Source organism: Evansella clarkii, assembly GCF_002019695.1.
GTDB lineage: Bacteria > Bacillota > Bacilli > Bacillales > Salisediminibacteriaceae > Evansella > Evansella clarkii.
Window position 1 is genome coordinate 14,219 of record NZ_KV917376.1, and the last position, 12,862, is coordinate 27,080.

The window sequence follows — 12,862 nt, forward strand, 5'->3', positions numbered from 1 at the left end:
AAGAAGTGATAAGTATGAAGAAACTAGTTCATATTTTAAGCAGCGGGCTACATTTAGTAGCCCAGCTTATTTTAATAGCCATGATGCTGATGATCACCTTTGATGTAGTAGGGCGCTGGCTGTTTAACATCCCGGTGACAGGGACTTATGACTTTACTCAGTCAGGACTTTCAATGGTTATATTTCTCGGCCTTGCATACACACACCAGGTAAAGGAGCATATAACAATTGATTTCCTCGTGGAGAAGTTTTCTGACAAAACGCAAACTATTTTTAACAGTGCTGTTAATTTCTTCATTGCTGGTTTAATGCTGCTGTTAACCTGGCAGCTATGGCAAAACGCCCTGCGTCTTTACCAGTCCAATACTGTGACAGGCGATCTTAATCTGCCAATATTTTTGTTTGCAATCCTGGCAGCTGTGGGAACTTTTGTTTTCTCCCTAACCGCAGTAATGAACGGAATTATAGACGCACAAAAGGTGGGTAAGAACAATGAGTCCTGAATTAATCGGAGTCCTGGGCCTGATCCTTTTGCTCATTTTATTTCTGCTGAAAATCCCTGTTGGCATCGCTCTGCTTCTCGTCGGTTTAGTCGGGACAGGGTTAATAAGAGGCTGGGATATCGCCCTTTTGCAGCTTGGGAGAACACCCTTTGATACAGCGTTCTCTTATTCTTTGAGTGTTATTCCATTATTTATTTTAATGGGTATGGTTCTGTCATATTGCGGACTTGGCAGAGACCTGTACAAGGCGGTGGATAACTGGATTGGCCATGTCCGCGGCGGCCTTGCTATGGCCACTATTGGTACAGCCGCTATTTTTTCAGCGATTTCCGGTTCCGTTAACGCCACAACTGCGACAGTTGCGAAAATAACATTGCCGGAAATGGAGAAATTCAATTACAAGCCTACCTTATCCACAGCTTGTGTGGCGGCAGGCGGTACATTGGGAATCCTGATCCCCCCAAGTGTAATTTTAATACTTTACGGAATTTTAACAGGTGAGAATATCGGTGCCCTGCTCATCGCAGGGATAATTCCTGGTATTCTGCAGATTATTTTATTCGTTATTACTATCGCTATTCTTATCCGCCGAAATCCGGACTTAGCTCCTGCACGGGCTGAAAAAGCGACAATGTCTAAAAGGTTTACAAGCTTAAAGCCTGTCTGGCCGATTCTGGCTTTGTTTATTATCAGTGTTGGCGGAATTTACGCTGGTATCTTTACTCCTACCGAGGCGGCCGGTGTAGGCGCATTCGGTGCCTTTCTTTTCGCTTTCGTCACAAGGCGGCTTACGTTTAAAAATCTGAGGGACTCTCTCGACGATACTGTCCGCCTGACAGCAATGATCTTTCTCATTTTAATTGGCGCTAACCTTTTCAGCCAGTTTCTGACAATCAGCCGAATCCCTGTAGAAGTTACAAATTATGTGAGCGGCCTGGATGTCAGCCCTTATATCATTTTGTTTCTGATTCTTGTTGTCCTGTTTATTTTAGGGCTCTTTATCGAGGGTCTGTCCATATTTGTTTTAACTTTATCCATCCTCCATCCTATCGTTACATCTCTGGGGTTTGATGGGGTGTGGTTCGGTGTTATCATGGTTATGGTAGTGAACATCGGCTTGTTAACGCCTCCACTTGGTGTCAGTATCTTTGTTATTAAAGGGGTGGCGAAGGACGTACCAATACAGACGATATTCAGAGGCGTAACCCCAATGGTTATCGCGATGATTGTCTGTACTGCAATCTTGATAGCGTTCCCTCAGATTGTCACATTCCTTCCTGAGCTTATGCGGAATTAGGTGTGTGAGGAGTCTGAAGTTGGGATTAAAAAAGTGTCCCGGGTATCTTACACCTGGGACACTTTTTTATTTTATTTATTTAATTTGGGGGAATGTTCTTGCACTCCCTGAGTGTGGGGTTCTCCTTCTCAAGTAACGAAAGGCATTCTTGCACCACTTGAGAGTGATAGTACCGCCTTCTCATGTACCGCAAGACCTCCTTGCACCCCCTGAGTGGCATGATTTCTCTTTCAAGTAACGCAAGGCCTTCTTGCACTCCCTGAGTGTGGGGTTCTCACCTTCTCAAGTAACGCAAGACCTCCTTGCACCCCCTGAGTGGCATGATTTCTCTCTCTCAAGTAACGCAAGACCTTCTTGCACTCCCTGAGTGTGGAGTTCTCACCTTCTCAAGTAACGCAAGACCTTCTTGCACCACTTGAGAGTGACAGTACCTCCTTCTCAGGTAACGAAAGGCATTCTTGCACCACTTGAGAGTAACAGTACCTCCTTCTCATGTACCGCAAGACCTTCTTGCACCACTTGAGGGTAACAGTACCTCCTTCTCTTGTGCCGCAAGATCTCCTTGCACTCCCTGAGTGGCATGGTCTCTCCTTCTCATATACCGCAAGACCTTCTGGCCTCCCTTATTTCCTCGTTTTTTCCTCGAGCTCCTCAAGCAGTTTCTCTTTTTCATCGTCCTTCCCGTCAAGGAGTTTGATTTCCCGCCATTTGCCATATTTGAAATAGCCGATCGCAAAGAGACTGCTAATAACAAAGCTGGCAGCCATCCCAACCGCAATACCCTCTTCCCCCATCCAGCTGGAGAACAGATATGTAAGAGGGTAGCGGAGGATCCAGAAGGAAATTGTATTCAGTACAAAAATCTGCATCATAGCCCCTGCGGCACGTACTACTCCATTTAAGACAAAATTGATTCCGAGGAACGGGTAAAAGAATGCAATAGTCTGTACATAAGTTTTTCCAAAGGCAATCGTCTCCTCGTCCTGAACGAATAAAGAGATTAAGAATTCCGCACTGAAAAAAATAATTGCACCAATAGAAAAGGAAACAAGTAAAATCAGGACCACTCCGTTTTTCGCCACTTCATTTACTCTGCCCCATAAATTTGCCCCGATATTCTGGCCTGCAATACTGTTTACTGCCGAGCCAAGGGTCATCGCTGGTATCATAATCAGACTATCCAGCCGCTGGGCAGCTCCAAACCCTGCAGTTACCTCTTCACCAAAGGAAGTAACCACTGTCATAATGGCGAGCACTCCACCGGAAATCACCATCATACTCAAACCAGACGGAAGTCCAAGGCGAAAGATCACTTTCATAAAAATGGCGTCAGGCCATTTTGGCATGGAGAAAGGGACATTCGCTTTATAAATGGAATAGAGAAGGCCATATACAAACGCTGTTCCCTGAGAGACGATTGTCGCGTACGCAGCACCAGCAATCCCCATATCGAACACCACAATAAAGACCGGGTCAAATATCGCGTTCAAAATAACCGCCAGGAGCACAAAACGAACAGGAGTTTTACTGTCGCCCAGTGCTCTCAAAACAGTAGCAATGAAATTATAGCCAAATAAAAAAATGATTCCGATAAAATTTATTTGCAGATAAGTGGTTGCAAGGGGAAGAATCTCATCAGGTGTTCCCATCCACTGCAAAATAGATTCTGACATAAGAAAACCAAAAAGACCGAGAGCCACAGTCATTATTCCTAGAATAACCACAAAAGCATTCAGTGATTTCTTCAGTCCCTCTTCGTCTTTAGCCCCCTTATGCTGGGAAAGTATTGTGAGGGCAGCGGTATTAATCCCGATAATAAATGAGAGAATGGTAAAAACCACTGTTCCTGAAACAGCGATTGCTCCAAGGGCATTGGCTCCCAGAAGGTTCCCGACCCATAACGAATCAATCAGCTGATAAGATGTCTGCAGCAGATTCGTAAGGAAGATTGGCGCCGAAAAGAAAATCATCTTTTTAGTTATACTTCCCTCTGTAAAATCATGCTGATTATTACTCATATAGACCCCTCATTTAAACTCCATATTATTTAAAAGGCAGCCTGCTGCTGGTCAGAAAATGCCTGAATAAGAAAAAGGAAGCTGTGCACTTCCTCATTCTCTCCTGCTGTTTATTCAGCTTACTTCTTAAACAATTTCAAAGCTTTCTGTCAGTTCCACAGATGCGATTATTGTCTGAGCCATTGGGCAGTTTTTCTGAGCCAGCTCCATCGCTTTATCTATTTTCTTCTCGTTCAGGTTCTCTCCGGAAATTGTATAATGAAGATGTATTTTCGTCAGTCGGTTAGCTTCCTCAGGATTTCTTTCTACATCAGCTTCCACTGTCAGCTCACTGATTGTCATTCTTTGTTTTTCAAGTACTTTTCTTAACACACCACCGCTGCAAACTGCCACAGAGCTGACCATCAGCTGATATGGGCGGAAGCCATACTGCTCGTCTCCTGAAACATGAAGCTTTCCATATTCAAATTCTGTTTCAAATTTGTTTTCATTAAATGTAAATTTCATAATCAAGTCACTTCCTTTTTATGCTTATGATATTTATTCTACCCCTTTGGTTTTGCCCAGTCATCCATTTTACTCAGAATGGCGTTTCTATCTCCCCCGGAAATGTTTTCTTCCCATAAATAAGTAAACGATTTACAATATACAGTGAATACTAATTAGTCTGATGCCCCGTAGGAGGAACTTTGTATGTCTGCTGCTTTAATTAACAGAGAAAAAAACAATCCGGTTTTCAGGTACTGGGTGCTGGTCGGGATGGTCCTTATAGCCGGTTTTTCGCAGGGAATGCTGCTGCCGGTTCTTGCAGTTATGCTGGAAACCTCCGGTGTATCGGCCTCAGCAAACGGTTTAAATGCTGCTGCTCTTTATATCGGGATTCTTCTTATATCTCCCTTTATTGAGAAACCAGTAAGAAAATATGGTTATAAACCAGTTATTATTATCGGTCTTATACTTGTTACTGTTTCATTAATTCTTTTTCCATTTTGGCAGGCTTTCTGGTTCTGGTTCATTTTGAGAATTATTGTCGGAGTGGGAGATAACTTAATTCATTTTTCAACCCAGGTCTGGATCAGCTCGACTAGTACTAAAGAAAAAAGAGGCCGGCAGTTATCTATATACGGTCTCGCGTTCGGCCTTGGATTCGGAATTGGCCCGATGATGACGAGGCTCCTTGAAATAAACGAGTTTCTTCCTTTTATCATCGCTTCCTGTTCCGGTGTAATCGCATGGGTGTTTATTTTGTTTCTCCGTAATGAATGGCCGGAAAGCGATTTTGAAACTGCAGGTTCGTTAAATACTTTCGAGCGTTATAAACAGGTAATTAAGTTAGCATGGTTTGCCCTGCTTCCTGGTTTTTGCTACGGCTACCTTGAAGCTTCATTGCATGGGAATTACCCTGTATATGCTATAAGAATGGGGCTTGATATCGAGTTTGTTACCATGCTCCTTCTCCCAACATTTGTGTTCGGAAGTCTGATTACTCAGCTGCCATTAGGCATATTGAGCGATAAGGTCGGCAGGAGTAAAGTGCTGCGGGCTCTTTTATTCGCCGGACTGCTGCTGTTCTTTTCCATGACGTTTGTGGAGCATATTAACTGGGCTCTCTGGTCATTATTCGCTATTTCCGGCATGCTACTCGGATCTTTATTTTCCCTTGGCATTGCCTACCTGGCGGACCTCGTTCCTGCAAACCTGCTTCCCACAGGCAATGTGATGACAGCCGTCCTCTTCGCTTTGGGAAGCATGATCGGCCCTCCCATCAGCGGCTGGCTTATCGGAGTAATTGGCCAGGGGGCGGTATATTATTCTATTAGCGGCATGCTGCTGCTGATTTTTATCGCCGGAACTGTCTTTGAGAAGGTTAACAAAGGGCAGCTTCAGAAAAAGCAGGGCATTGCGTAAAAAAACAATCAAACAGCAAAAAGGCGCCCTTTCAGCCTGGCCTGGCCGAGGGCGCCTTTTACTAAATATTAATTGAACACCTGTTCAAGTACTTTCGAAGTATCAACATTATTCAGATTCTTTTTCACTGATTTGTCTACAGGGACCCGCAACTGCGATTCCAGCGTATTTACTGGATCAGCCTCTCCAACAAGGTAGAGAGCTTCCCAGTTCCTGTCCTGCTTCAATCTTTCAATATTGCCAGCCATGTCCTTGTAAAATCTGTTCAGATTTTCCTGGAAACGCTGATCATATTTATCTGTGTGAGTGGCTCCGGACATAATTTTGTCCTCTGCGCCCATACCTTGTTTATAGTTCCAGTTCCCGGTATCTGGATCAAAAGAATAAATCCGTGTATCCTGTATTTCTCCAAGGTCCGTCTCAAGGATTTTAACTTCATCCATATTAGGAAGCACGATACCACTTTTCGGGAAGTCCTGCTGAAGCTTTGTCAATTGGTCCAGAACAGGAGCTTCTTCCCAGTGAAAGCTTGTTTCAACAGGGAGCTGCATGTAATGTACAGACCAGAGGTCATCCACATCGGAGGCAAAAATAACAACGCTTTTCTGAAGCTGGGACTGGTTTCCATTAACCTCGTTCTCAACTTTCTTCCTCAATTTACGGAAAGATTTCAGCTGATCTTTATTTTCTGAGGCCTCTAAGTATTCCTCATGCCGTTTGAGGCCGTTTTTGAGTCTGATTTTCCATTCGCCTTTTTGCTGTTCTGAATCTGCCCTGTCCGTGTTCAAATAAACAGACAATACACACTTGCCTTCTTCACAACGGAACTCCCTTAAAGCCTTCAATTCATCTGCCAAAGCCATCTGCGACATTCCTCCTTTGATTAGCATGTACAGGATATGTAACCTTTAAGAGGCTGTTTCAAACCTTCTTTTACAGCTTCCCGATGCTGACCTTGTCTTTGGCGGAGTTGTAAAAAAACAGCACAGATCCCTCCGTCCTGCTTATTGGCCGGCTAATAAAAAAATGGCCTGCATTTTTGCGGCCATTTTTCTGCGTGCCAACTGGAACCTGCAGCTGACAAATATAATTAAGTAAGCTTCTGGCGTTCTGCGGTAGGCAGTTCTTTCTGTAATGGAATGGTGCCTTCTGCTGGATCCGACAGAGGTGGTGCGCTCTCGGGCGCTTCAATTTGCGCAGTTGTTTCAGTCTCCTTTTCAAGACCTTCGGCAAGTTCCTCAAACTCTTCCTTCGTTTCCTGCAGTGCTGCGATAATAGCCTGGGAATGCTCTTTCATATGCTTAGAGACAGTAATTAATTTCTCTATATCATCAGAAGCATTTTCAACAATAGACTGGATTTTCTGCCCTGAAGTTTTTAGCTGCTCTATAAAGGGCTCGCGGTTTTCCTGCATAACCTCGATGAGCTGTTTTACTTTTGTCGCTCCTCCATCAAATGTCTCCGTAATCTTTGTGCGGCTTTTCCTGTTGGCAAAGGCATAAACCGTTCCGGCAACGGTGCCGATGACCAGTCCTCTTTTAAGCCACTTCTTGCTGCTGGATTCTCTTTCCATAATTGATTCCTCCATCCTGATTCACGATATGGTTGTCTCTTCCCTTATTTTACCCGTATTATTCCATACAACAAACTAAAAAGTCTGACTCCCCAGTTCATACGTATCTGGTCCGGACATTTTAAAGTAAATCAGAATCAGGAGATTGCGGTGTAATAAACTAATCCGTCTTGATAAAAATGCTTTATTTCCCCCCTGGATTCCAAAAGGTCAAGGTGCCCTAATGTCTCGGACAGGGTTAAAGCAGGCTGTTTTTCATAAATGTGGCTATATCTTTTTTTACAAAGCTCGAAACAAGTAACAGGCTCGTCCCCCATCAAATTTTTAAACTGCTTTGCTTTATGGTCCTGTTCCAGGAGCCTGTTTTCGATAAGTTCTCCAGGGTTCATCACTGGTCCTCCATGCCCGGAATAAGCAAAATTTACATGGCGGCATTTTTTCAGAGACTCCCTGTATTGCAGAAGCGTTTTTGGACGCTCCGTTTCTCCTTCGTACGGTGCTTCAATAATAGCGTTAGAAGATATATGCTCGATAATGTGATCTCCAGCAATGAGCACCCCGTCGCTTTCCCTGTATAATGAAATATGGCTCTGAGCATGACCTGGTGTTTCTATCACATTCCACCCATAGAGTCCCGGGACTTCTCTTCCTTCAGACAATTCCACATCGATATCTCCCTGTGCAGAAAGTGAGAGATAACCAGTATTTGTTTTATCAATATCTTCTATAAGTCTTTCCGGTACTCCGTGTTCTTTGTAGAGCTTCTCAAAAAAAGCATTTTTTTCAGCAATGAAGCTGCTGTCCATTTTAAGCCATGGCCGTACCTTTTTATGGGCGTATACTTCAGCATGAGGAAGAAACTCCCCGAGTAACCCGATGTGATCCGGATGATGATGTGTAAGGACCACTACCTCAATATCACGTATCGTTACGTTCTGCTCCTTTAACTGCTGCTGCAAAACGTTAAGCCCCTGCTCGTATTTTGCCCCTGTATCTACAAGAGTTAATGCGTCCCCTTTAATAAGATAAGTATTTACAGGGCCAACCTGAAAGGGAGTAGGTAATGTAATTGGTATAATATCTTTTGTCAGCTGCTTCATACTGGCGCTCATTTTGCTCTCCTTCCAACAGAAAATGAATGATCATTCACTCGGTTTTTCTATTATTTTAACTTATTTTTCCCAGGTTGTCATGAAACGATAGCCTGATTATACATATCCACAACATTGTGGACAATGTTAATAACTTAATTCCACCCTTTATTTGGCAAGCATTTTTTTCATCTTCCTGTTAGTAAGTTCTGATCTAAATATTTGTGGATAATGTGGAAAAACGAAACAAAAGCAAATAACACAGAGCATAACTCTGTGTATAATTCTGTGGATATTGTGGAAAAGCAGAAAGATTATTCACTGGAGGCCTTTATCAGCAAAAAATTGATCAAATTCATGTGCACATGTTCATCATTGATAAATGAAAATAGAAATAGAGTGTAGTTTCCAGGGAGATAATTAATCAGCTGTGTATAAAGCTTTATTTTCTTTGCCTTTCTCATCATAATACCTGAAAGACCCTCTTTTAATGTTTCAGGACGTATAAAGGTCAGGGCCTGCACCTGTAAAGGTACTCCTGTCAGATGCTTATACAGATTCTTTAGCATACTGAACTGTGCCCGTTCATCCGATAACACAGAATGAAGAATCCGTTCCGTTTCCGGATCACCCGAAATTACCTTCAGATAATCGTACAGAAGCTCTTCAGTACTCTCTCTTCTCGCGAGCTGCCTTATTACAGACAAAGCATATTCCCCGGAAGCCCCGTAATTAATATACTCAATCCTTTTACCAGACTGGAACACAGTTAAACCTCCTGATCCTTAAATTTTTTCGCTGAATTTCTTTCACATTTAAGTATATGCGTCCTGATTCGGTACATGTCCGACAAAGTTCGCAAAATTGTAACAAAGTAAGGCAGTTATCCATAGTAAAAAGTTATATAATTGAATTGAAAGAAAATTATGATTAATTATCGAAAAGGATGATATAAATGAGGAAAAAATTTAAGAAAAGTTTTGAAGAGCTTGTAAATGAGAATAAAGAGCAGCTACTTAGGGACAACAAGGAGCTGGAAAAAATAGAGGAAAAAGTAGATGAGAGATATCTGGAAAAACACCTCCAGAAATCATAAGCTTCCTTTTAAAAAACGTGACCAGGCTGCTGGTCACGTTTTCTTATTACTGATACTTTTTTAATAAAGAATGCAGCTTTAAGGCGAGAGAAAGGTCTCCCTTTACTTTAAGCTTCCCGCTCATATAAGCCATCGTCGGGTTGAGATCGTTCTCAGCCAGTTTCAGAAAATTTTTATCGCTCATATCCAGCGTAATCGTTGGCTCATACTTATCTTCCAGAGTATATTCCGCTTTCTTGTCTGCAATTCTCAGCTGATACGTACCTTCTTCGTCTCCGGTTAAATTAAACTTGTACACTGTGTTTAAGCCTTCCAGGTGACTCGGGTCTTCATTCATTCTTGTTGTCAGTACCTCGAATTTTTCTTTAACAGCCATCGTTCTCCACCTTCCAAAAAAATGATTAGTCATTCATTTTTAATAAATTAGCTGTTAATTTTAAAATTCCTGCTTTTTTTTGTAAAATTACTTAAAAATTTCCCGAACCAGGAGAAGTTCTGATCTGCAAGATTCAGTCAATATTCTGCATTTATCTACATATTCTGCTACCCTTAAATTTTGCCAGCCTTTTTCTGAGTGCCGGCCAGTGCCTCTTCAATCTGCCCTTTTACGATGTCAGCAAGCTGTTCCAATTCCATCCCGGGATACTGCTGATGTATTCTCACTGGCGGCAGAATCGTCAGATGGACTTCAGCAGGACGGATAATATTTTTATTCGATTCCATGGCCTTGTATGACCCGTTAATTGCTATTGGAAGAATAGCCGCTCCGGACTTGGATGCGAGCTTAAAGCTTCCTTTTTTAAACATCCCCACAGGGCCCCCTTTACTTCTCGTCCCTTCTGGAAAAATAACAATATTATGTCCCTCTTCAAGGTTTCTGGCACCATCGAGAATTGCTTTAATAGACTGGCGTCTGTTTTTCCGGTCCATAAAAATACAATGCATATGTTCCATCCATCCTGGAATAATAGGAATTTTTTTTACTTCAACTTTTGAAATAAAGCCTATTTTTCTTTCCAGGTTCGCCAGTAAGACAGGAATATCAAAATTCCCCTGATGATTGCTTACAATTAGGCAGTTTTCCTGATCAGGAAGGTTTTCTTTCCCATGTACATGTACTTTTACGCCTGCAACCTTTAACAAAGCAGCTGCCCAGTCTGAAGTGATTTTCTCCACATGTCTTTCGTGTTCTTCTGTTTTTCCCTGCTTTTTCAGCCTGTCTGCTTTCCAGAGAGATGGCATTGCCCAGACAAGATAGCTGAAAAAGTAAATAAACCAGAAAATAGTTCTCAGCATATTACCATTCCATTCTGTTTCTTTGTTTTATGATTGTAAAAAATAGTCGGATAATAATAAATTTCTCAACCAATATAATTTACCACATATTGTTTATTTCAGGGAGTCTCTTTTTTTCAATAATTTAGTCCGATTTAACTAGTTATTTTTGGCATTAAAAAGGGAAAAACGCGGAAGAGAGAAACAAAAGGCATTAGGACTGACTGGCAAGGAGGGTAGAGATTGCAAAGAATTCTTGGAGTAGTTAAAGGACGTGTTCAGGGAGTTGGTTTCCGATACTTCACACATAATCTGGCAGCTGACCATAACCTCAGCGGCTGGGTCAGAAACCGGAGTGATGGACTGGTGGAGTTTGAAATACAGGGTAAGGACACACAAGTAGACAGATTTATAGAGCGGGTAAAACAGGCAAAATACCCTGCAAAAGTGACAGATCTTCACCTTACTGAACTTGAAGTAGACGAATCCAGCGATTCCTTTCAGATAATAAAGTGAGCCTTCAATCCGCAGAGGGGGATTCACCGCCACTGAATATAAGCTGAACCAATCGGGATGTTAGCGTCCGTTACCTCCTGCCAAAGCATCTTTGCTTCAACTCATGTTTTGGCGCGGCAGTTATACGGACACGTTTTCTAGCTGCAATAGAGCAGAATAAAGCCTGTAAGCATGAGCTTACAGGCTTCTTTTAATATTCTTAATCTCTGAAGGTAAATGACTGAAACACCGTGTTATCCTGTTCCTGATAAACTTGTTTCCCGGCAATACTATTGATAATCGTTACATTTCTTCCTACAGAAAGTGCCAGGTTAGTTGCCCCAGCCCCATGGGAGTGTTCCAGATTAGTGAGAGAATATATTTTATGTGGCCTCTCTCGTTTAAAGGAAAGCTGATTATCTCTGGTCACTTTAAATCGTTTTTCATCCTCCCACTCTATCTCATCCCTCAGTTTATTAAGCCATTCCGGTATATTCGGTTTATATCCAGTTGCTAAAATGACTTTATCCGCTTTGAAAAGGTATTTCTGTTCTTCTTTCTTATGTTCAAACGTTAGTCTGTATGCTTTCTGCTCTCTTTCTATTTCTTTTAGTTCCATATTGGCCCCGATCGTAATTCCAGGGTCAATGTTTTGCACCGAGTAATGATACAGAAGATCATATATTTTATGAAACGTCTTCTGTTCTACCCCTTTCCTCAAATGATTCAGGTGTGGAAGCTCCTCCTGTCTTTTTTCAAACGGCAACGGGTGGAAATAATCTATATAATCATGGGAGAAAATTTCCTGTCCCAACTTTCCTGATTCAAGCTGAAAAAATCCAGGTGATCTGGTCAGCCATGTAAGTTTCTGATCACGTTTCTTTTTTTCCAGAAGATCCAGAAATACTTCCGCCGCACTCTGGCCAGAACCGGTAACAAGAATAGATTCCGCTTCTGAAATTTCCTCTTCTAAGTACTGATAGCTAGCCGTATGGAATACATCCTCTTCAGGAAAGTCACTGAAATTCCCTGGCACCATCGGCGTGCTACCTGTCCCCAGCGCAATATTTCTCGATGCAAATTTCTTCTTTTCCTTTGTCTCCCGGTTTTCAGTAACCACTTCATAATGAGGAGTTTCACTATCCTTATTATCAATGATATCAATTACCCGCTCCCCGAACATGCAATTGCTCAGCTGTTCAGCCACCCACTGGGCATAATCGTTATATTCACGCCGCGGGATATCGAACCTGTTAAAAAAATAAAATTTATAGAGTCTGTTATGTTTATGAAGATAATTCAGAAAGCTGAACCTGCTTGAAGGGTCTGCAAATGTTACAAGGTCTGCCAGAAAAGGGACCTGTAAATCAGTTTCTTCAATAAGCATCCCCGGATGCCATTGAAAGGAAGGAGACTCATCAAAAAATACAGCTTCCAGTTCATGATTATCCTCCAGCAAAGCCGCCATGCTAAGGTTAAACGGCCCAATCCCTATTCCTGCCAAGTCATATATTTTCTCTTCTTCAGCCATCATATCACCTTTGTTAGTAATTTTTTATTAAGCTATTACAATCAATAATACTTCTTTTTCTCGTTTTCTTTGTTT

At 42.1% G+C, this 12,862-nt stretch carries 14 protein-coding genes; 5 read left to right on the plus strand and 9 right to left on the minus strand.

Annotated features, from left to right (window positions below; genetic code table 11):
• Window positions 1–14 precede the first annotated feature (14 nt).
• Window positions 15–503, plus strand: coding sequence for a TRAP transporter small permease (locus BK582_RS00075; protein ID WP_078592420.1), 489 nt, complete (start codon window positions 15–17; stop codon window positions 501–503).
• The gene (locus BK582_RS00080; protein WP_078592421.1) at window positions 493–1,800 is read left to right on the plus strand and encodes a TRAP transporter large permease; all 1,308 of its coding nucleotides are present in this window, start codon (window positions 493–495) and stop codon (window positions 1,798–1,800) included. The genes BK582_RS00075 and BK582_RS00080 overlap by 11 nt, the downstream gene beginning before the upstream one ends.
• Before the next feature lie 623 nt (window positions 1,801–2,423).
• On the opposite strand, the gene BK582_RS00085 is transcribed toward BK582_RS00080, so the two are convergent.
• A complete protein-coding gene (locus BK582_RS00085) occupies window positions 2,424–3,818 on the minus strand; it encodes an MATE family efflux transporter (protein WP_078592422.1) in 1,395 nt (464 codons plus the stop codon).
• 126 nt (window positions 3,819–3,944) lie between these two features.
• Window positions 3,945–4,325 (minus strand): OsmC family protein, encoded by a 381-nt coding sequence (locus tag BK582_RS00090; protein ID WP_078592423.1) that lies wholly within the window; start codon window positions 4,323–4,325, stop codon window positions 3,945–3,947.
• A 186-nt stretch (window positions 4,326–4,511) separates the two neighbouring features.
• Here BK582_RS00090 and BK582_RS00095 point away from each other — a divergent pair, with 186 nt between their 5' ends.
• Window positions 4,512–5,726: an MFS transporter gene (locus BK582_RS00095; protein ID WP_078592424.1), complete on the plus strand. Its 1,215-nt coding sequence runs from the start codon at window positions 4,512–4,514 to the stop codon at window positions 5,724–5,726.
• Window positions 5,727–5,794: 68 nt separating this feature from the next.
• On the opposite strand, the gene BK582_RS00100 is transcribed toward BK582_RS00095, so the two are convergent.
• The 4 genes from BK582_RS00100 to BK582_RS00115 form a co-directional block, all read right to left on the minus strand.
• Window positions 5,795–6,589 carry a VLRF1 family aeRF1-type release factor gene (locus BK582_RS00100; protein ID WP_078592425.1) on the minus strand — a complete coding sequence of 265 codons (795 nt, stop codon included), beginning with the start codon at window positions 6,587–6,589 and terminating at the stop codon, window positions 5,795–5,797.
• A 227-nt stretch (window positions 6,590–6,816) separates the two neighbouring features.
• A complete protein-coding gene (locus BK582_RS00105; protein WP_078592426.1) occupies window positions 6,817–7,299 on the minus strand; it encodes a hypothetical protein in 483 nt (160 codons plus the stop codon).
• Window positions 7,300–7,436: 137 nt separating this feature from the next.
• Window positions 7,437–8,411 (minus strand): MBL fold metallo-hydrolase, encoded by a 975-nt coding sequence (locus BK582_RS00110; protein WP_078592427.1) that lies wholly within the window; start codon window positions 8,409–8,411, stop codon window positions 7,437–7,439.
• A 293-nt stretch (window positions 8,412–8,704) separates the two neighbouring features.
• A complete protein-coding gene (locus BK582_RS00115) occupies window positions 8,705–9,157 on the minus strand; it encodes a ferritin-like domain-containing protein (RefSeq protein ID WP_078592428.1) in 453 nt (150 codons plus the stop codon).
• Between the two features lie 188 nt (window positions 9,158–9,345).
• Here BK582_RS00115 and BK582_RS00120 point away from each other — a divergent pair, with 188 nt between their 5' ends.
• Window positions 9,346–9,486, plus strand: coding sequence for an FbpB family small basic protein (locus tag BK582_RS00120; protein ID WP_078592429.1), 141 nt, complete (start codon window positions 9,346–9,348; stop codon window positions 9,484–9,486).
• A gap of 46 nt (window positions 9,487–9,532) precedes the next feature.
• Here the strand turns inward: BK582_RS00120 and BK582_RS00125 are convergent, their stop codons facing one another.
• Both BK582_RS00125 and BK582_RS00130 read right to left on the minus strand, forming a co-directional pair.
• On the minus strand, window positions 9,533–9,862 hold the full coding sequence (locus BK582_RS00125; RefSeq protein ID WP_167553279.1) for an SCP2 sterol-binding domain-containing protein: 330 nt from the start codon (window positions 9,860–9,862) through the stop codon (window positions 9,533–9,535).
• A 173-nt stretch (window positions 9,863–10,035) separates the two neighbouring features.
• Window positions 10,036–10,782, minus strand: a complete 747-nt coding sequence (locus BK582_RS00130) for a lysophospholipid acyltransferase family protein (RefSeq protein WP_078592431.1) — start codon at window positions 10,780–10,782, stop codon at window positions 10,036–10,038.
• Window positions 10,783–11,004: 222 nt separating this feature from the next.
• Here BK582_RS00130 and BK582_RS00135 point away from each other — a divergent pair, with 222 nt between their 5' ends.
• Window positions 11,005–11,277: an acylphosphatase gene (locus BK582_RS00135; protein ID WP_078592432.1), complete on the plus strand. Its 273-nt coding sequence runs from the start codon at window positions 11,005–11,007 to the stop codon at window positions 11,275–11,277.
• A gap of 199 nt (window positions 11,278–11,476) precedes the next feature.
• Here the strand turns inward: BK582_RS00135 and BK582_RS00140 are convergent, their stop codons facing one another.
• Window positions 11,477–12,790, minus strand: a complete 1,314-nt coding sequence (locus BK582_RS00140; RefSeq protein WP_244895299.1) for a lysine N(6)-hydroxylase/L-ornithine N(5)-oxygenase family protein — start codon at window positions 12,788–12,790, stop codon at window positions 11,477–11,479.
• Window positions 12,791–12,862 lie beyond the last annotated feature (72 nt).